At 41.8% G+C, this 20,906-nt stretch carries 18 protein-coding genes; 9 read left to right on the top strand and 9 right to left on the bottom strand.

The window, feature by feature from the left end:
• Positions 1-3 precede the first annotated feature (3 nt).
• The 3 genes from ACFSR5_RS14110 to ACFSR5_RS14120 all read left to right on the top strand — a co-directional run bounded on the left by ACFSR5_RS14110 (position 4) and on the right by ACFSR5_RS14120 (position 4,084).
• Positions 4-756, top strand: a complete 753-nt coding sequence (locus ACFSR5_RS14110) for a GDSL-type esterase/lipase family protein (RefSeq protein WP_380904889.1) — start codon at positions 4-6, stop codon at positions 754-756.
• Between the two features lie 360 nt (positions 757-1,116).
• A complete protein-coding gene (locus ACFSR5_RS14115) occupies positions 1,117-1,836 on the top strand; it encodes a hypothetical protein (protein WP_380904891.1) in 720 nt (239 codons plus the stop codon).
• Complete coding sequence (locus ACFSR5_RS14120; protein WP_380904893.1) at positions 1,796-4,084, top strand: hypothetical protein; 2,289 nt, start codon at positions 1,796-1,798, stop codon at positions 4,082-4,084. Before ACFSR5_RS14115 ends, ACFSR5_RS14120 begins: the two co-directional genes overlap by 41 nt.
• Here the strand turns inward: ACFSR5_RS14120 and ACFSR5_RS14125 are convergent.
• The 4 genes from ACFSR5_RS14125 to thrA all read right to left on the bottom strand — a co-directional run bounded on the left by ACFSR5_RS14125 (position 4,081) and on the right by thrA (position 10,195).
• Positions 4,081-5,265, bottom strand: coding sequence for a class I SAM-dependent rRNA methyltransferase (locus ACFSR5_RS14125; RefSeq protein WP_380904895.1), 1,185 nt, complete (start codon positions 5,263-5,265; stop codon positions 4,081-4,083). The two genes, ACFSR5_RS14120 and ACFSR5_RS14125, sit on opposite strands and share 4 nt — an antisense overlap.
• 100 nt (positions 5,266-5,365) lie before the next feature.
• Positions 5,366-6,673, bottom strand: a complete 1,308-nt coding sequence (gene thrC / locus ACFSR5_RS14130) for a threonine synthase (protein ID WP_380904897.1) — start codon at positions 6,671-6,673, stop codon at positions 5,366-5,368.
• Between the two features lie 74 nt (positions 6,674-6,747).
• Positions 6,748-7,734, bottom strand: a complete 987-nt coding sequence (locus tag ACFSR5_RS14135) for a homoserine kinase (protein WP_380904899.1) — start codon at positions 7,732-7,734, stop codon at positions 6,748-6,750.
• Between the two features lie 13 nt (positions 7,735-7,747).
• Positions 7,748-10,195: a bifunctional aspartate kinase/homoserine dehydrogenase I gene (gene thrA / locus ACFSR5_RS14140; RefSeq protein ID WP_380904901.1), complete on the bottom strand. Its 2,448-nt coding sequence runs from the start codon at positions 10,193-10,195 to the stop codon at positions 7,748-7,750.
• A 458-nt stretch (positions 10,196-10,653) separates the two neighbouring features.
• On the opposite strand from thrA, the gene ACFSR5_RS14145 reads away from it, so the two are divergent.
• Both ACFSR5_RS14145 and ACFSR5_RS14150 read left to right on the top strand, forming a co-directional pair.
• Entirely contained in the window at positions 10,654-11,229 is a 576-nt protein-coding gene (locus ACFSR5_RS14145; protein ID WP_380904903.1) for a C40 family peptidase, read from the top strand.
• A gap of 374 nt (positions 11,230-11,603) precedes the next feature.
• Complete coding sequence (locus tag ACFSR5_RS14150) at positions 11,604-12,119, top strand: phosphoribosyltransferase family protein (protein ID WP_380904905.1); 516 nt, start codon at positions 11,604-11,606, stop codon at positions 12,117-12,119.
• A 16-nt stretch (positions 12,120-12,135) separates the two neighbouring features.
• Here the strand turns inward: ACFSR5_RS14150 and ACFSR5_RS14155 are convergent, their stop codons facing one another.
• The 5 genes from ACFSR5_RS14155 to ACFSR5_RS14175 form a co-directional block, all read right to left on the bottom strand.
• On the bottom strand, positions 12,136-13,578 hold the full coding sequence (locus ACFSR5_RS14155) for a LysM peptidoglycan-binding domain-containing protein (RefSeq protein WP_380904907.1): 1,443 nt from the start codon (positions 13,576-13,578) through the stop codon (positions 12,136-12,138).
• A 161-nt stretch (positions 13,579-13,739) separates the two neighbouring features.
• Entirely contained in the window at positions 13,740-13,943 is a 204-nt protein-coding gene (locus ACFSR5_RS14160) for a twin-arginine translocase TatA/TatE family subunit (protein ID WP_380904909.1), read from the bottom strand.
• A 74-nt stretch (positions 13,944-14,017) separates the two neighbouring features.
• Positions 14,018-15,289, bottom strand: coding sequence for a murein hydrolase activator EnvC family protein (locus ACFSR5_RS14165; protein WP_380904911.1), 1,272 nt, complete (start codon positions 15,287-15,289; stop codon positions 14,018-14,020).
• A gap of 101 nt (positions 15,290-15,390) precedes the next feature.
• Positions 15,391-16,170, bottom strand: coding sequence for a DUF4292 domain-containing protein (locus ACFSR5_RS14170; RefSeq protein ID WP_380904913.1), 780 nt, complete (start codon positions 16,168-16,170; stop codon positions 15,391-15,393).
• Positions 16,160-17,878: a tetratricopeptide repeat protein gene (locus ACFSR5_RS14175; protein ID WP_380904915.1), complete on the bottom strand. Its 1,719-nt coding sequence runs from the start codon at positions 17,876-17,878 to the stop codon at positions 16,160-16,162. Before ACFSR5_RS14175 ends, ACFSR5_RS14170 begins: the two co-directional genes overlap by 11 nt.
• Positions 17,879-18,203: 325 nt before the next feature.
• Between ACFSR5_RS14175 and rplM the strand changes: the two genes are divergently transcribed.
• The 4 genes from rplM (at position 18,204) to tsf (ending at position 20,874) form a co-directional block, all read left to right on the top strand.
• The gene (gene rplM, locus ACFSR5_RS14180; protein ID WP_380904917.1) at positions 18,204-18,647 is read left to right on the top strand and encodes a 50S ribosomal protein L13; all 444 of its coding nucleotides are present in this window, start codon (positions 18,204-18,206) and stop codon (positions 18,645-18,647) included.
• Between the two features lie 11 nt (positions 18,648-18,658).
• Complete coding sequence (gene rpsI, locus ACFSR5_RS14185) at positions 18,659-19,045, top strand: 30S ribosomal protein S9 (RefSeq protein WP_380904919.1); 387 nt, start codon at positions 18,659-18,661, stop codon at positions 19,043-19,045.
• An 18-nt stretch (positions 19,046-19,063) separates the two neighbouring features.
• Positions 19,064-19,864, top strand: a complete 801-nt coding sequence (gene rpsB / locus ACFSR5_RS14190) for a 30S ribosomal protein S2 (RefSeq protein WP_380904921.1) — start codon at positions 19,064-19,066, stop codon at positions 19,862-19,864.
• Positions 19,865-20,037: 173 nt separating this feature from the next.
• Entirely contained in the window at positions 20,038-20,874 is an 837-nt protein-coding gene (gene tsf, locus ACFSR5_RS14195) for a translation elongation factor Ts (RefSeq protein WP_380904923.1), read from the top strand.
• Positions 20,875-20,906 lie beyond the last annotated feature (32 nt).

The following is a 20,906-nucleotide window of genomic DNA, read 5'->3' on the forward strand; positions in this document are numbered from 1 at the left end:
TGCATGGAATCAAGAAGAAAATTTCTTACAAAAAGCCTCATGACCCTTGGCGCGTCGGCTGTAGCTTCGAACAGCCTCTTCGCTGTTGACAGCATGGTTAAACCTACATCAAAAATTGCCATTAGGCCAAACGACGTCATTTTATTTCAGGGAGACTCCATCACCGATGCCGGACGAAAAAGAGATAGCTTACATGCCAACGATACTGCAGCCTTTGGCAACGGCTATGCGATGATGGCTGCTGCTTGCCTTTTAAATAAACATGCCGACAAAAATATCCAGATCTATAATCGGGGTATTAGTGGCAACCGAGTTCCCGATTTGATCGGACGTTGGGATAATGACGCATTAGCGCTTCGTCCAACGATCCTCAGTATCCTAATCGGAGTCAATGATTTTTGGCGTACCAAAGATAGTGGAGCTCAAAATACGCCAGCTCAGTACAAACAACAATATCAACAACTGTTAGAAACGACGTTGAAAGCACTTCCAAACGTACAATTGATTATTGGAGAGCCATTCGGTGTGAAAGGCGTGAAACATGTTAAAGACGATTGGTATCCGGATTTTTTAGGGTATCAACAAGCCGCAAAAGATATTGCAAAAGAATTCAATGCACGATTTTTACCCTATCAGACTGTTTTTGACCAAGCTGCCGGACGAGGTGCGGGCGATTACTGGACTACCGATGGTGTACATACATCATTGGCTGGAGCTAATCTGATGGCACATGCCTGGTTAGATTTGATAAAATAATAGCGACTTTCAAACATGAAAGGGGATAATTCACAACTATTCCCTTTCATATTCGAACTACCTAACGAAAATCAGTAAGTTTGCTACATGCGATTTTGTTGGTTGTTCGTCCTCTTTTGTCTCATTTCTTGCTCACCAGACAAGAAACCGTCATCTGTATCCTTTTATTATTGGAAAACCCGGGTAGCATTACAGCCTAGAGAAAAACAAGTACTCGAAGACAACAACGTCGAAAAAATCTATCTGCGTTATTTCGATATTGGGTTAAAAAATGACCAACCTTTTCCGATTAGCTCTGTCATTTTCGGCGAAATACCAAACGCCAAAATAGTGCCGGTTATCTACATCAAAAACGAAGTTATGTTACATCCGAAAGTCGACGTAAAAAAACTGGCGGCCCTCATGCTTAGTTATATTGATCAAATTAACAATCATTATCATCTATCGACCCAAGAAATACAGTTAGATTGTGACTGGAGCTTAAAGAGTAAACAAAAATTCTTTTCCTTACTACGGTCTTTAAAGGAACAACGACAGCTTACATACTCAGCTACAATACGTCTTCATCAAATTAAGTTTTTCAAAGAAACCGGCGTCCCTCCCGTGGATTATGGTGTCCTGATGTACTACAACATGGGATCCATATCGAGCGGCTCAATCAACTCTATCTATGAGAGAAGCATCGCGCAACAATATATAAAATCACTGACCTCCTATCCGCTCCACCTACAGATCGCCCTTCCGATCTTTTCATGGGGAGTACATATCCGAAACGGCAGGGTAGTAAATTTAATTAACAGGTTATGTAAAGATGATCTTTTAAAACATAACGGTTTTCAACGGATTGCCCCTGAAAAATTTCGCGTGGTGAAAGACGGAACCTATTTTGGTCAATTATTTGCTCTGGATGATATCATTAAAACGGAAGAAATCCGGGAAGAACAGCTCACCGAAATGGTAGACGATTTACGGAAGTATATAAAAAAACAACCATCGGAGATTATATTTTATGATCTAGATCAACAGAATATCCGAAACTATGAAGAAAACATTTTTAAAAAAGTTGCTACTCGTTTTTAGTGGTCTTTTTACTGCAGGCTTTGGCGTGTACGTTTATGGTTGTGCGGACGGTTGGTGGGGGTACTCCTACATTTCCTCTTTTACACCCGAAGCCTTCGCAGACGAATCTTACCAACCTCTATTTTATGCGCCTGATGAGAAGTTTTACGATTATGCACAGTTGGACTATATCGACAAGTACAATGAAGATATTATCGGCGAATGGCACGGTTATTTAAAAAATAAGTTGACAAGATCTGAAGTTGCTTACTTTCTACTGAACGATACAGCTCAGACGACAATTGACAAGCTCTACATAGCCTTACAAAGTAAGAAGCCTGCATCGGATGCAGGACTACCTATTACAGATCAACATGTTAAAAATTTTATTACATTTCTGCATTTCGCCAAACAAATAGAAGCTTATTCTACGAACGTTTTTTCTTCGTGGAATTACGAAGAACGAGTGATTGAGCCTACGAATGAAAATCTTGTCCGAAAAGTAGAAGCCTACTATCAATCGCTTAACAACGGAGATGATTTCTTTAGGAACCGTATGTGGTTTCAAGTACTCAAAGCCAAGTTTTATTCGGATGATCAGGCAAGCGTAATACCATTCTATGAAGAAACAATTCATAAACAACCGAAGAACGCATTGTATTACCGGGCTATCGGATATTTAGGCGGAACCTATTACAATCTTGGCCAATTTGACAAGTCTAACCAACAATTTGCCATTCTTTTTCAGGAAAACGCCGCAAAAAGACATGAGGCGCTTTATAATTTTAAACCGCTTTCACCCGATTCCATGCAACGTCAGGTGCAAGAAGCGCCGGATAACAACATCAAAGCAAGTTTGATAGCCATGAATGGCTATTATACCGATGAAGCAGTAGCCCTCAAACAGATTTATGAGCTAGCTCCTAAAAGTCCCCACATCGACTTCTTAATAACCCGTTGGGTAAATAGACAGGAATACACGATAAACGACTACGATAGCCAGAAACAACACCCCCTACCCGTCGAAAAAACGCAAATCGACTACGAAACGCTTCTTTGGCTTGGAAATATGCTCCAAGCTCCAAAAAAGCTCAGTAACCCAGCGCTTGTCTATCTCGCTTACGGATATATCAATTTCTATATCGGAGAATATGAAAAGGCAGCTCAATCTTACACAAACGCCTACAAACGAAGCAAAGGAAAACCTCTCGTCCGAGCGCAAATCCGCCTCTTAAATTTAATGAACAGTATCGCGCAGCTACGTAGTGTCACACCGGTTGACGAAAACAAGCTATTAGCAGACCTCAACTGGTTATATAAGGAGGTACCCAAAGATACGAGCCTGATCTCTTTCCGGTATGAATATGCCTCGCAATGGATAAAAAAGACGCTAGCGCGGGTATATACGGAAACCGATAATCCGCTGATGGCCGAGGTACTAAATAGCGAAGATGGATATTATGACGATCCTGCTAAAGGCGCGGCCATGGAAAACTTTTTGCTAAAAACGAATAAAAGTAGTTGGGAAAATTTATTTGCTGGTCTTTACCCTTATCATCTAAGCGATATCTACGAGAGTAGAGCTATTTATGCATATTACCAAAACCGTCTAGACGACGCGCTTAGCCTGATGCAAAAAGCGAATCTAAAAGCGGCAAATGACTATACCGATGCATCGATCTATTACAGGGATGCTGAACTCCGCGGGAATCCGTTCAATGGGAGAATCAAAGACTGCAACGACTGCGACCATGTAGCCCCGCAGTCGGTAAAATATACGAAACGTACGTTTCTCCAAAAGGTAAAAGAATTGCAAACAAACGTTAATCAGGGGACTGATGTATATCACAATGCGTTGCTGTTGGGAAACGCTTTTTACAACACGTCCTATTTTGGAAATGCTCGCGTATTTTATTACAATCAGATTATAGACGAATATGGCAACTATATCGCCCCGAAAAATCAACCTTACCTCTTGGGGATGGACCATGCACAAAAGTACTACACACTGGCTTTACATGCCGCAACATCCGACGAGCAACGGGCAAAAGTATCCTACCTACTGTCTAAGATTGAACGAAACAATTTCTACCGAACAGTTTATTTGCAGCGCGACGACTATTACTGGCCGGGATCAGATCAGGTCATGTTTAAGGAATGGACAGGATTTAAGGCATTGAAGGATGAATACGCTCATACGGATTATTATAAAGAGGTAATTCGCGAATGCGGTTATTTCCGGTCCTATATACAGCAGAGTCGTTTTTAAACGACTCTGACCAATAGACCTTTTAAATACTCTCCCTCGGGAAAGGACGCGCGAACCGGGTGATCCTCTGGTTGAGTAAACTGTCGAATAAACTGAATTTCCTTTCCGGCATCCAGCGCTGCCCAAGCAATTACTTGCTTAAAGGTTTCAATATCCATAGCTCCCGAGCAAGAAAAGGTGGCAAGCAGCCCACCGCTTTCTAATAGCAAGAGCCCTCTACGGTTCAAATCCTTATACGCTCGAGATGCTTTATCTAATGCAGCACGTGATGGGGCATACTTCGGTGGATCCAGGATGATTACATCGAAACGCTCGTTTTCTTCGCTCAGCTGACGAAGATATTTATTTACATCCGACTGTACAGCGGTATGGATTGACACATCATATCCATTCATGACGACATTGTTCCGTAACGTTTCTATCGCTAGCGCTGAGCTATCTACTGAAACAACGGAAGACGCCTGCTGACGAAAGGCATTCAACGTAAAACCACCCGAATAACAAAAACAATCCAGTACCCGTTTACCTTTTACATATTGAGCCGTCAACCATCTGTTTTCCCGCTGGTCGCAGTAAAAACCGGACTTCTGCCCTTCTGCAATATTAATATGATAACGTATCCCATTTTCTACAACTTCCACGAATTCCGGAGGCAGTTCTCCATAGCGCAATCCGTTTGCATCCAAAAGACCTTCGTGCTCACGTGATTTGGGGTCGCTACGCTCGTAGATGCCTTTAGGCGTCACCAGTTTCACCAATTCATCTATAATAACATCTTTTATCCGCTCGATTCCTGAAGAATGCACCTGTATGGAAAGATATTCCGCATACTTATCAACAATCAGCCCAGGGAGGAAGTCTGCCTCAGCGAAAATCAACCGAACAGTATTATTATCTGCTGATAACAAGTGTTTCCGCAGTGTGACCGAACGACGTACACGATCCCTCCACCAAGCATCATCCACTATTCGATCTTGATGCCATTCCAATAACCGGATCGCAACCCGGGAATTTGCATTGAATATACCATAAGCTATAAATTCGTGGTCGACGGTCAGTACACGGACGATATGACCATTTATGGGTGTCCCTATGATCTTTTTTATCGCACCAGAAAAAACCCATGGATGCAACTGCCAAGCGGCTTTATCTTTTCCTTTATGTAGAATTATATCGTTCATTCTTACAAAAGTACGTTTTCCTTTGAATTTGTTTGTTCTTACGATGCGCATATATAAAAAACGAGACCGTTTAGGATCTCGTCTTTCCATTTAAATGCGCTTATCTGTTCTTTAGCAAATACTTCTTGAATGCTGTATAATCGACATCGAGTTCAGTCGCCAGCTTAGGCTTCCCCCTCAACATTTCCGCTCCTTGTGGAAGGATCACATGCTCAAAAACGTCACTTGAGATCGCATCTGGGAACTTACAAGGGTGTGCCGTCGACAGGAAAACGGATGCGTACTCGCCAGGAGAATCCTTCTTGTAATTCATTGCGGCCAAATAAGCGATGGCCGTATGTGGACAAGCAATGTATCCGTATGTCGTATACAGTTGATCCATCGCACGTTTGGTATCCTCGTCGGTGAACGTATACGACGAAATCTTACGGCGTAGTTCTTCCAAATCCTGATGAAACATATCTTGAATACGTACCCAATTGCTCGGATTCCCGACATCCATGGCGTTTGCTAATGTCTGTACGGAAGGTCGGGGTTCATATTGACCATTTTGCAAAAATCGGGGAACCGTATCATTCACATTTGTCCCCGCAACAAAATGTTTCACGGGGAGTCCCATTTTGTAGGCAAGCAACCCAGCTCCGATATTTCCAAAATTCCCACTTGGCACCGTGAATACCACATCCTGTATACCCTGTGTTTTCAACTGCGCATACGCCCAAAAATAATAAAATGTCTGCGGAATCAATCGCGCGATATTAATCGAGTTAGCAGAGGTCAGTCGTAATTCCGAATTCAATTCTGAATCGTTAAAAGCGGTCTTAACCAGCGTCTGGCAATCATCAAAAGTACCGTTCACTTCCAGCGCACGAATGTTCTGTCCATTGGTTGTCAATTGCTCTTCCTGCACTTTAGAAACCTTTCCTGTTGGATATAAGATGGTGACACGTGTGCCTTCGACACCAAGGAAGCCTAAAGCGACAGCCCCACCCGTATCTCCGGAGGTAGCCACTAGTACATCCAGTAGCTTATCTCCCTGCTGAGAGAAATACCCCATCACCCGGCTCATAAACCGTGCACCAAAATCCTTAAAAGCATAAGACGGTCCGTGAAACAGTTCTAGCACGGCAGTTCCCGCATCTAGAAATTTTACTGGCGCATCAAAATTGATGGCATCAGCGATAATTTTTTTTAAATCAGTAGCAGGAATATCCTCTCCAAGGAGTGTATGTGCTATCTCGAAAGCAATTTCTTGGAACGAATACTGTTGTATGTTTCGAATAAATGCAGGGTCTACTTGCGGAATATGCTCAGGCATGTAAAGCCCTTTATCCGTTGGCAATGAGTTAAACACGGCTTCCTGAAAAGACACCCGTAGATCTTTATTGTTGGTACTGTATAATTTCATGTATCATTTGTTTTGTAATCGTGGCTCCATGGCTGTCGATGTGTTCGTTGTCATACATCAGCCTATATTACCGCTTATTTATTTATAATTTTCGGACCGTCGATATTCACGGAGGAAACATATTTAAAACTTTCAATTTCGCTGCGAGTTAGATGTTCCTGGATAGCTGTCGCAGCACGTTCCGCGATCTCTTTACCTTTTGAGATAGCGACGACCGATGGCCCCGATCCAGAAATCCCAAAACTCAATGCGCCCTCTTGCAATGCGATGTCTTTCATGGCGTAGAATTCAGGAATTAATATGGCTCGCGTAGGTTCAATTAACACGTCATGCATACTTCTACTGATCAGTGCATAATCCTTCTCGTATAATCCTGCAACTAAACCGGCAATATTTCCCCATTGCGTAACAGCATCTCGGAGATATACTTTTTCTTTAATCAATTGCCGAGCATCACGGGTTGGCACATCCACCTTTGGAAACACAATTCCGGCATAAAGCTCTTCAGGAACCGGCAATTTAATAACATCCAACGGATCATAACCACGCACCAAAGTGATCCCTCCCATCAGTGCTGGGGCAACATTATCGGCATGCCCGTGTCCGCAAGCCAACCGTTCTCCTTCCACGCAAAAAGGCAACAACTCCGCTTTTGTCAACGGGTTTCCCAGCAAGCTATTGATAGCAAACAAACCAGCAACCGTACTCGCAGAACTTGACCCAAGACCGCTTCCTATAGGCATATGTTTGATCAGGTCAATCTCCACACCGATTTCGTTCTCGATTCCCAAATGTGCCAATAACATTTTCACGCAGGCGCTTACCGTATTTCTTTCAGGGTCAACAGGCAGACGCCCTTCGTCTCCTTTTATCGAACGGATGCGCACACCCGGTTCCGGTACCCTAAACATTTGTACCTCATCACCGGGGTAATCTACTGCAAATCCTAGGATGTCAAATCCGCAGATCATATTAGCAACCGTTGCTGGAGCAAAGACATGAACCTCGCTCAACACTGCTCCAAAGTCAATTTGATATTGTTTTTTTACCACTGCTTCCATTGTATATTCGTATTTATGCCCCGACATTCACCAAATCCGCGAATACTCCTGCTGCTGTGACTTCTGCCCCAGCGCCCGGTCCTTTCACTACTAAAGGTCGTTCTTTATAACGCTCTGTCGTAAATGAAATGATATTATCGCTGCCCGAAAGAGAATAAAATGGATGCATTTCGTCAACCATTTCCAACGCGATTGCTACGTGTCCATCCTCAAGCTTACCAATGTAACGAATAACTTTATTTTCACTTTCTGCCTTTTCTTTAAGCGCATTGAAATATTGATCCGCCTTCAACAGCTCTGCGTAAAAATCGTCAACAGACGTGGCCTGCAGACATGCTTGGGGAAGAATGGGACCCAAATCAACTGCCGTTGGCTCAATCGCATGTCCTGCATCACGCGCAAGGATCAACATTTTACGCATAAAGTCGATACCGCCCAAATCGTCGCGCGGATCGGGCTCCGTATACCCTAATGCCTGCGCGTTTTTTACGACTTCATAGAATGACGCGTCTCCCACAAAATTGTTGAAGATATACGATATCGTTCCAGAAAGGATCGCTTCGATCTTCACAATGCGGTCCCCGCTGAGCATTAGATCTTTTAAAACGCGTACGATAGGAAGACCAGCTCCAACGTTCGTTTCGTAAAAGAAATCCACCCCATGTTTACGGGCCGTATCATGTAACGATTTGTATTGTTCGTACGTACCCGAATTAGCGATCTTATTACACGTAACTACAGAGATATTCGATCGAAATATATCCTCGTAATACGTAGATGGCAACTTGCTCGCCGTATTGTCAACAAATACACAGTTTGGTAGGTTCATCGCTTTCATGCGATCGATAAACGTAGAAAGATCGGCCACCTCTCCGTTACTTTCTAGGACATCATTCCAATTTGACAAGTCGATTCCATTTACATCAAACAACATTTTCCGGGAATTTGAAATACCCGCGACCTTGATCTCTATATCATTGTTATCCAATAAAAAATCGTGTTGTTCATGAATCTGCCGGAATAACGTGGATCCGATATTACCGGTTCCTACATTAAATACGTATAGCGTCTTTTTCAACTGTGCAAAAAATGCATCATGCACGGCATTTAATGCTTTTGAAAGGTTTTCTTTCCCAATAATAACCGAAATATTTAGCTCCGAGGATCCCTGTGCAATCGCCCGGACATTGATACCGTTACGTCCGAGCGCATAAAACAATCGACCAGACATGCCCGGCGTACGTTTCATATTTTCTCCAACGATGGCCAGTACGGACAAATCTTCCTCGACCGTTGGTACAGTCAATTTGTTAGCCTCCAATTCCAGTTCGAATTCAGCCTCGATCAGCTTAACCGCTTTTGCCGCGTCACTAGGATGCACTGCAAACGTAATACTGTGCTCGGAAGATGATTGTGTAATGAGTACAACATTAATCTGTTCTCTTGCCAGCAAAGTAAACAAGCGACCACTAAAGCCCGACTTTCCGATCATCCCGCTGCCAGACAAATTGATAACGGAGATGTCAGAAATCGAAGAAATGCCTTTGATTGGAAAGGCCGATTTACCGCTTTCAAATTGAATAACTGTCCCTGTAAAGTCGGGTTCAAATGTATTACGGATAACAATAGGAATCTTTTTTAAGAATGCTGGAATCATTGTGGGTGGATAGATCACTTTCGCGCCGAAATACGAAAGCTCCATCGCCTCCGTATAGGATAAAATTGGCTGAGAAAACGCTTTTTTTACAATGCGCGGATCCGCCGTCAACATACCATTAACGTCTGTCCAAATTTCTATTGCAGAAGCGTTTAAAACCGCTCCAAAAATAGCTGCGGTATAGTCTGATCCACCGCGACCCAATGTAGTAATACGGCCCTTTTCGTTAGACCCTATAAAACCGGTGACAAACAACAGCTTATCAGCATGGGTATGTCCTAAAGACTGTATCAATTGCTGTGTAATATCCTCTTGCACGTATGCATTGCCGAAATTCGAATCCGTTTTTATATAGTGGGAGGCGTCTAAAAACAAAGCGTTGGCTATATATTGTTCCATCACTTTCGATACCATATAGTTAGAAAGCCGCTCTCCGAAAGAAACGATTAAGTCTTTGCTCTGTGCACTCAATTCCTTGAGCGAGCTGACGCCCTGCAAAATCTCTTCAAGCTCGTTAAGCATGAGCTTTAACTTAGTAAACACTGGATTCTGAAATTTTACAGCGATTAGCTTTTTGACCACATCAAAATGACGTTCTTCCAAAAACTTGAGGTCATCGTCAAAGGCTATTCGTTCCGCCGCGTTTTCAGCCATTTTCGTCAACAGATTGGTTACACCCGACATAGCGGATAACACAACCAATGGCCGCTCGCCAGCATCGTAGGCTTTCTTAACGATGTCAAGCACAGCACCAATACTTTCAACGGTACCAACTGACGTTCCCCCAAACTTTAATACTTTCATTCTTAGTTTTTTTATAATTTTAAAATAGTGTGTTTTTAACGAAAAGAGCCTTCCCCGTTGGAGGAAGGCTCTATTATGTTGTGTACACTTTCTTATACAATAGAATTACTTCCTCCGAGGTACTATGCCGGTGGTAATAATAATGGATGTAATAATCGTGTGTAAATTCATCTTATTTTTGAAAAACGATCTAAATATAGGGGATTTAATTTAAAACTGTCAAATAAATTTTATTTTTTTTAAAATTTTAGTAAAACAGAAATGAATACTGTCGTATCTCTACTACCGCCGCGTATCCGATCGCATCGAAATACAGGATGTTAATTTGTTAAAAAGCGTTAAAATTCTGTTAAATAATCCTAAATTCGTTTGGAACCCTAGACATTATGTATTAGATTTGCTTCAGTCTGTGTAGAAAATACAAGACATGGCAAAAAAGTTGTAATTAAAGCGAACAAATGAATACAAAGAAACTAGTAGCAGGAATGCTCTTCATAGGCTTATGTCTAGTGTCGCAGGCACAAACAACCAAAACAACCTCTTCCGATCCCGATAATTTAGCTAAAGAATATTTCTCCCAAATCATGGGTGTTGCGTCGAATGCAATGGCGAACACGAAATTGTATCAATTTGTCTATGAATGGTTGGGAACGCCTTATCGTTTAGGTGGAGATTCTAAACGGGGTATCGATTGCTCTAAGTTTTCGCTAGCTGTTTACGAAAACGTTTTTAACACGACTATCGGCTATAATAGCCGGAATCAGTATGCGAATGTAAAACCAATTCGCAAAAATGATCTTGAGCCAGGAGACCTTGTATTCTTTAAAATTCGCAGCAGACATATTACACACGTAGGAGTTTATTTAGGTGATGACAAATTTGCGCACGCCTCCTCTAGCCGGGGGGTGATGGTCAGTAACTTAAACGAAGCCTATTGGAAGCGCTACTACTACAACGGTGGACGTCCTATCGACGAACAAAAAACGATGACTGCAAACGCAGGATCAGAAGATGAAAATAAAAATTTGAACTAGTTTCGTCAAGATACATGATATGGAAGGTTTGGATACATAAATTCAAACCTTTTTTTTTGACACAATATACAGAAGATCGCTCTTTCGTAACTGCCCAGTATTCCACCGATTCAACAAGCTTCAGCTTCGGAGCCTCCCCCCTCTATGTACGGCCCCTGTTTAACGCCGACGGCATCCTCTTCAATGTAAAATCATACCTTCGATATCCTAAATCATAAAGGGTCACGTACAAGGATTTCCGCTCTCGTTTACGATATCTTGCCCCCATATTTCCTTAAATAAGTCTTGTGTTAAAGCCTGGGGTCGCATGTGCCAAACAGGTAAAAATCCCGGAAAGATTTAGTACTTTTACCTTTGTAATCAACACAGAGCACATGTCTAATAAAAGAACACTTATTTTAGATAAAAAACAGATTCATCAGAAATCGATACGTATTGCTTACCAGATTTTAGAGGACAATTTTGAAGAAAAATCAATTGTCCTAGTGGGTATCGCGGACCGAGGTTATATATTTGCGACAAGGCTTCAGCATATACTTCAGGAAATCGCCCCAGATAAAACGTTCGAACTACTCAAAGTAACCATTGCAAAAACAAAACGAAGCTTGGAAGCGTCCATTGACGGCCCTATTGAGACGGCAACAAACAAAGTCATCATCTTAATCGACGACGTACTCAATAGTGGACGTACATTAGCGTATGGTTTGGGTATGTTTTTGGACGTACCTTTAAAGAAAATGCGGACGGCGGTACTGATCGATCGGTCCCACCATCAATTTCCGTTATTCAGTGATTACTATGGGTTAAAATTATCAACGATATTAAAAGAACATGTAGAGGTCGTCCTAGAAGAGGTCGATAAAGAAGAAGATGCGGCTTGGCTATCTTAGCCGCATCAGTTTCTCTCTAAGTTGTTTTTCGGATTTTTAATTTCTGTCCAATACGGAGAGCACTGCCCCGTAAGTTGTTATCAGCCTTAATTTTTGTCACCGTGCTTCCCTTAAATTTTACAGCTATATCAGACAGCGTATCGCCTTTCCTAACCGTGTAAGTCACGTAGGCGGTGGTTGATCTGTTCGCCGGCCGATTCGTTCTACTCGATGTTTTGGCCAAACGAGTCGACTCCTGCTTACGAACCACGAGCGTCCTTCCTACAATATGACTATTGCCAGAAAGGTCGTTCCAAGCCTTTAAATCCTGTACACTTACACCAAACTTATGGGATATTGAAGCCAGGGATTCCCCCTTATGAACACGGTGCTTGATCTCATTTGCTGATGCTACAGTTTCCTTATTGACCGATAATAGTGGTTCCTGAGGCAGTCTATTATTTAATGCTGCGTACAAAAGGCTATCGTTCAATCCATCCGTTTCCGGGATGATAACACGTTTGGGACGTTCCACGCTTGCATGCACAACAGCCCGTTTAAACGACGGATTAAACGTCTTTAAGATGTCTACCGGAAGGTTGACAGCTTGGGCAATATGCTGCAAGTTAAAATCATTTTCAACCATAACAGGCTTTCCACGCCATGCAAATTCAGTAGGAGCTGATTCAATCCCATAGGCATGCGCATGTTTTAATGCATAGGTCATGGCAATAAACTTCGGAATATAATTCCGCGTTTCCTCTGGTAAATAAGGCGACAGTTGCCAAAAATCAGGATGATCGAGCCCAGAACGCTGAATCGCCCGACGCACCGCACCTCTTCCACAATTATAGGAGGCTAATGCCAGTAGCCAATCGTTGAATTCGTCATAGGCATCTTTAAAGTAACGACTAGCAGCATAGGACGCCGCATATGGATCCTTTCGTTCATCCACAAAGGTATCCATCGTCAAATCATATACCTTGGCTGTACCATACATGAATTGCCATAACCCCACTGCACCCGACCGCGATACCAAATGTGGATCCAGAGAGGATTCTACAACCGAAATATATTTGATCTCATCAGGCAACTGACTGGCTCCTAATATCTCTTCATAAATAGGAAAATAGTAGTCAGCCAATCCCAGCAATTTACACATATATGGATGGTAATTGCGAGATATATACTTGTCGATGTACGATTTTATCTTCTCGTTATAGGCAAGCGGAATGGTTTTTTGAATCTTCCGCAAGCGATTGTAAACGATCGAATCCTCTGCGGAGACAACGCCATCCACATGTGACAGTTTTTTTAACGAGTCCAGTCCCGAAAAGATGACGTCCCGCTGCGTGGTAATCGCTTCTTTTAAATGTAAAGGAAATTCATCCGTTTCTACACTTGCCATGTCCTGCGCTTGTACACGTAACGACAGACCAAGGACATAAAAAGGTATTACCCATAAATGTTTTTTTATCATAAGGTTTTATTTTATGAATAAATGCACGATTTAGGTGTTACGATTTAGATACTCCAAACATTAATTAAACGCCAATAATCTAAGGTTAGTATAGGTCTCCATAAAAAACGAAAGAGTCTCACAGGGTAACTGTGAAACTCTTTCGCTCTTTCTATCCAAAATTATGGATTTTGCGTATTGTTATTTGCGTTGTTTTTATTGTCGTTGGTTGGTTCTTCACGTTGACCATCTTTGAACTCTTTAACCCCACGACCAAGGCCACGCATAAGTTCTGGAATCTTTTTTCCACCAAAAAGTAACAAAACCAAAACCACTATGATAATAATCTCTTGCGTCCCGATAAATAATAATCCCGATGTGTACATAGTTTTAAATTCTTAACGTTGCTTTCATATCAACGTATTACAAATATATAATTAAAATTTTTAAATCCTTGTAACTATTTTGCTAACCACGATGAAGGGTTCATAGCCGTTTGTCCTTGGAACACACCAAAGTTCACCACCGAGTAGCCGGCGTCCGGATCCTCATCAGCTGTCCCAATTTGTTGTCCACGTCCCACTTTTTGACCGCGACCTACCGAGACACTCTTCAAATTGGAATACGAAGTAAAATACTCCCCATGTTTAATCACCACAAAGCTACCGATCACCTGTACAACCTCTCCCTCGAATACGGCCTTTACCGCTCCGTTTGTCGATGTCCGAATCGCGATATCCGAGTTGTCAATACGCACATTGCGCTCTACGGTCTCGAACCCGAAATTTCGAACAATATTTCCCTGCGCTACCGGCCACGGAAGACGCCCACGATTTGATTTAAAATCAGCAGACAAACGAGCCGCTTCCGGCGTCGATCTTAAAATTTCACTATCCGATTTACGCGGCGTCTTTTTCTCCACTTCAGCCACAGTTTTACCTGTACGTTTCGCTTCCGCTTCTGCAGCCTTCCGTCTAGCTTCTTCCGCTCGACGCCTTTCCTCTGCAATTTCTCTACGTATAGCTGCCTGAATCATCGCGTCGATACGTTTTTTCTCCTGCTGTTTCTTACTCAACTGCCCTTTATAGTTCGATTCTTCCCTACGCAACTCACTCAATTCTTTCGCATGTGCAGCTCGGTCCTTTGATATGATTGATTTTTCGGCCTCTTGCTCCTTCAGCAACTGCTGCTGCGTTTGGCGGTCTCTCTCTAACTGTGCGATCTTGAGTTCTATGTTCTTTTTTGTAGCCTCGATTTCTGCAGCCTTTATTTTACGCGCATCATTAAACTGTTGCAAATATTTCACACGTTTGAAAGCTTGATTGAAATCTCGGGAAGCAAAGATGAACATCAACTTATTATATCCATTTTTATTACGAAAGGCAAACAGAATCATCTTCTCGTAGTCCTTTCGCATTTTCTCCAACTCACTCTTCAATTGGCTAACGATCTTGGTATTAGCTTGGATATTATTATTGATAATCCGAAGTTCTGCATTAATGGTACTAATCTTATCCTCCCGAAGATCTAACTGCCTACTCAAGGCATTAACTTCTCTTTGGGAAAGCAACTTCTCCTGCGTCTTAGCACGCAAAACTTTCGTTAATTCAGCTATTTCTGCATCTATTTTTTCGCGCTGCTTTTTTAGTTCGGCACTACTTTGGGCAGACACACCTCCCAAACCTATACCACAAATACATAAGAAGCTAATTAATAGTTTTTTCAAATCCATGAACCGTTTTTATCTTAATATCGGCTAAAACAAGCCTACAAAAATAAGGATATACCTTGTATGCACGTAATTATTTATGCATTTTTATATAAAGCTGTCTTTTAATCGATCACTTTATATCGGTTTGATACCGAGAAAGGCAGCTCGATATTTTCATTAAAAGTCACCCGATTATAACTTAACTGAGCCTTTAAAGACACCTGCTCTCCTATGATATTTAACGCCATATTCTGTGGAAAATTATACCCATTTGTTTTTGCAAAATCACCGTAAAATGCTTCTAAATTTTGATCACCTCCCACTTCTTGCAACAAAAAATTAAATGGTCGATTTTCTTTATTGATACGATACTGATAAGACAACTCGTCCTTAATTCCTACAACAATAAACTCATCGGAAGAACTTGCTACCTGTACATTGTTCGTACGTAGCAAATTCGAAGAGACATTGGCTAATAGCAAATCCTGCAACGTTGAAAACGTTACCCCCTGATTCGTATAATGATAGATATAGTGAAAAGGCTTCGCAATATATTCCCCCTGCAGCTTATTCAGTATTTTAACACTATCGGGTGTAATAAGAACCCGGGCGATCTCGATACCAAGTGCGGCCGTCACTGACAACCAAATCGCTTTATCACGTTGTATACGTAAATTTACAGTGACGTCGTGTACCTGTTTATTCATTTCGATTTTGGTCTTCGCCCGACCCGAAAAACTATGAAAGTCCAGATTACTTAATTCAAAGGTCTTGATCGTCGCGGCATGCACTTCATTCGTCTCCACAGGGTCCTTGTGTGCAGGTAAAACGACTTTCTGCTTTGTTTTACACGATCCTAGCAATAGCACAGCAATCGCAATAACTATTAATCTACTCCACATAGCGCTTCGTTGTTATTTTCGACTTCAATTTTTCAATATCAATACCAGTTCCCGAGCTAACGGACAGCGCTTTTTCCCACTGTTTGACAGCTTCTTTTATATTTCCGGCCTTAAAAAGAATATCACCATGATGTTCGAATAGGACGGCGGAAGGGGAAGAACTTTGCACGGCTTTTTCCATCCATTTTAGTGCCTCTTTATATTTCTCTTGTTTAAAAAGCACCCATGCATAGGTGTCCTGAAATGTACCTGAACTCGGATCAAGCTCGTTCGACTGCTTAGATAACTTCTCGGCCAGATCTAACTTCTCGTTACGCTCCGAAAGGTAATAAGCGTAATTGTTCATGGCCGTTGCATTGGTACTGTCCAGTTTGATGGCTTCCTCATAAGCCACATCCGAAACATCCGACATCTTTAGCTTATGGTACAAATCTCCTAATCCCGCATAAATCAGCGACTGTAAGTACGTATTATCCTCTCCACTATTATCCAATGCGGTCTCCATCATCTTCCGAGCATTAGCTGTATCGTCTTTCACCATATAAGCCAATCCAGTGAAATACAACAGCATCGCGTTATTTGGATTTGCCTCCAATGCTTCAAACCCGTGCGCAATTGCTTGATCCGCCTCATTTGACGCCAATTCTACATTTATGAGCATACGCCATGCGTCAATATGATTTCTATTGATACCGACGGCTGTTAAGAACAGGGAGCGCGCTTCCTGTAAATTCCCACGCCTCCATAACACATCTCCCTTGGCTACATGACTATCAGCAACCCGCGGATGTTTCAGAACCAACGTGTTTGCTAAATCTTGAATCTGTTCCAAACTAAAGTTAGATTTACCGCTCAGCAAGGTAAACATAACGCGATGTTTATCCATATAGTTCACGGTTACGGATTCGAAGGCACGTTTCAACGCATCAAAAGCCAACTTATCCTTCTTTCCTGCTGTATATGCGTCGGCTAGATCTAAATAGAGCAGGTCGTCTTTTGTTTGCGTAAGTCCTTTATCTAAAACCTGGATAGCTTGTTTGGCCTGTTGTTTATCTAAGTATACGTAACTAAGTGTACTATACACCTGACGGATTCCAGAGTTCTTCGTCACCCAAGGTTCCAACACCTTTTTTGCCTCCTCTTTTCGATCCAAATCGACTAGTATCTCTGCTTTAATGACATCAAGCGTATCCGAATTGCCAAACCGCGAAACCGCTTGATCATAAAATACCAATGCCTCCTCCGACTGTCTACTGGCGTGCAATAGCATTATTTTTTCCCTGTACAAAGAAGCATTTTCGGGATAAGAAACGATTACCTTTTCAACAATAGGAATCGCCGCATCAAGATCTCCCTTTCCTTTGTGCAATTCGACCAAATAGTTGGCAAACAACATATTTTTAGGCTCCAATTCAAACGCTTTCTCCGCCAAAGGAACGGCAACCTCGAAATTACGCGCTTGTCCAAATAGCAAAGCTTTAGCATAATACACCTCAGCGGCGTCCGGATACTTCGCCAACACTTGATCCAGCCCCTCTATCGCACCTGCTATGTTACCCGTACGTAATTTCCCTTCTACGGCAGCAAGTTCTTGTTTATAGGGTTTATCTTCCAATCCATTTTGCTGTGCATACCCCACATTTGCCAACGCTATCGACATTCCTAAAATCAATATCCCAATACACGCAACTTTTTTATACATCTTCATTCCATTCTATTCTTATAGACACTCTTTGTTATAAAGATGGCAAAAAAAAGCAAAAGTTTAGGGATTACATCTTAAAACATGTTAAATATTCATTTTGTCAACAGCTTGTGACGTTCGGATCACAAACTCATGATGTCTGGCAAACCACCGTTCCTTTTCGCTGTCATTCCAAAAGGGCTATGTTCGTCTGATTCAGAATGATGACGTTCACAAACAAAAGTGATTTTCACTTTCTGTTTTCAAAATAATTATCGTACCTTTGCAGACCTCATTGTAGGGATTACAAGAGGATTTAGATATTTATTAATTAATTAAATAAAAGCAAGTGAATACGTTAAGTTACAAAACTGTCTCTGCCAACAAGAACACCGTTAACAAAGAGTGGATCGTTGTTGACGCTGAAGGAGAGATTTTGGGGCGCTTGGCAAGCGAAATTGCGAAAGTAATTCGCGGAAAGCACAAGCCTACATTCACCCCACACGTAGACTGTGGAGATAACGTGATCGTTATCAACGCAGACAAAATTAAGTTGACAGGAAACAAATTGGGCGACAAAGTTTACGTTCGCTACACAGGCTATCCAGGTGGACAGCGTTTTGTTTCTCCAAAAGAATTATTGGCTAAGCACCCTGAGCGCATCATCGAAAAAGCGGTTCGCGGGATGCTTCCTAAAAATCGTTTAGGCCGTCAATTATTCAAAAATCTTTATGTATATGCTGGTACTGAGCACAAACATGAAGCACAAAATCCAAAACCAGTTAAATTTTAAGGAGAGCAAACATGTCAACAACTAACACTTCCGGAAGAAGAAAAACCGCTGTTGCCCGCATTTACTTAGCTGCTGGTAGCGGAAACATTACCGTAAACGGTAAAGACTATAAAGAATATTTCCCAACATTGCCGTTGCAATACATTGTTACACAATCTACAGAAGTAGCAGGTGTTGCAGGAAATTTTGATGTACAAGTTAACGTACAGGGTGGAGGCGTCAAAGGACAAGCAGAAGCCGTGCGTTTAGCAATTGCTAAAGCACTGGTAGAACTTGACCCAGAAGCAAAACCAGCTTTACGTGCGAAAGGTTTAATGACGCGTGATGACCGTATGGTTGAGCGTAAAAAACCAGGACGCCGCAAAGCACGTAGAAGATTCCAATTCAGTAAACGTTAATCAAAGGAGGATCAAAAAATGGCAAGAACAACTTATCAAGAACTATTGGATGCAGGTGTGCACTTTGGTCACCTTACACGTAAATGGGATCCGAAAATGGCGAAGTACATTTTCATGGAACGCAACGGTATCCACATCATTGACTTGAACAAAACACTTACAAAATTGGAAGAGGCTGCCTCAGCTATCAAACAAATTGTAAAATCAGGTCGCAAAGTTTTATTCGTAGCTACGAAAAAACAAGCAAAAGAGATCATCGCACAACAAGCGAAAGAGGTGAACATGCCTTTCGTTACGGAGCGTTGGTTAGGTGGTATGCTTACAAACTTCGCAACAGTACGTAAGTCTATCAAAAAAATGTCTAACATAGACAAAATGCAAAAAGATGGTACATATGATGTATTGTCTAAAAAAGAGAAGTTGATGATTCAACGTGAGCGTATCAAATTAGAAAATCTTTTAGGAGGTATTGCTGATTTGAATCGTTTGCCTGCTGCTTTATTCATCATCGATGTCAAAAAAGAACACATCGCTGTAGCAGAAGCTATCAAATTGAACATCCCTACTTTTGCAATGGTAGATACAAACTCTGATCCTTCGAACATTGATTTCCCAATTCCAGCAAACGATGATGCTACTAAATCGATCAGCTTAATCGCAGGAATTATCGGAAAAGCTATTCAAGAAGGTTTAGAAGAGCGTAAACGCGATAAAGAAGAGGAAGCCGAAAAAGAAGCTGTTGCTGCTAAAGCTGCAATAGATAACGGCGACGCTGCTGACGCTGGAAAACGCCCTCGTAAAGCGAAAGACGGAGAATAATATTCTGTATTAAACCGGATAAACAAGTGTTAGCATTTTTGAAGCCAAGCTTCAGAGCGCCAGCATATGTTTGTCCGGTTTTTTGTTATTTAACAAAAGCTTAATGCCTAGGTTGTGCGTAGTTGCTATACTTGTAGGCTTTCAGATTGTAAAAATTTAAAAGAAATAAAAACATGTCAGTACAAATTTCTGCATCAGATGTAAACAAATTGCGTCAACAAACTGGCGCCGGTATGATGGATTGTAAAAAAGCATTAGTAGAAGCTAATGGTGATTTCGAAGCTGCTGTTGACTACCTTCGTAAAAAAGGTGCTAAAGTGGCCGCTAGCCGTCAAGATCGTGATTCCAACGAAGGTGTTATCATTGCTAAAGCTACAGCCGATGCTAAATCAGGTATCGTAGTAGAGGTAAACTGTGAGACGGACTTCGTAGCTAAAAATGCAGATTTCATTGCTTTCGCTGAAAAAATTGCAGAAGTAGCTTTGGCAAACAAACCCGCTTCCCTAGACGATTTAAAAGCCCTAGAAGTTGACGGTAAAAAAATTGCTGATGCATTGATCGAGCAAACAGGCGTTATCGGTGAAAAAATCGACGTTTCAAAATACGAAGCAATCGCTGGCGAAAAAGTAGTAGCATACATCCACGGTAACTACCGCTTAGGTGTACTAGTTGGTCTATCTGCTGATGCAGCCGGTGTTGAAGAGGCTGGAAAAGATGTGGCAATGCAGATTGCCGCCATGAATCCTGTAGCAATCGACAAAGATGGTGTAGATGCGCATACTATCGAGCGTGAATTGGAAATTGCGAAAGAGCAAATCCGCGCTGAAGGTAAACCTGAAGAAATGGTCGAAAAAATTGCGGCTGGTAAATTGAATAAATTCTACAAAGAATCAACATTGTTGAATCAAGAATTTGTTAAAGACTCTTCGAAAAATATCGCGCAGTTCCTAGATACAGTAGCAAAAGGTTTGACCGTTACAGCGTTCAAACGTGTGCAATTAGGCGCTTAATCTGTTAACAGAAAACGCGCGCAAGGAGTTTT

It is taken from the genome of Sphingobacterium suaedae (assembly GCF_042684625.1).
Lineage (GTDB): Bacteria > Bacteroidota > Bacteroidia > Sphingobacteriales > Sphingobacteriaceae > Sphingobacterium > Sphingobacterium suaedae.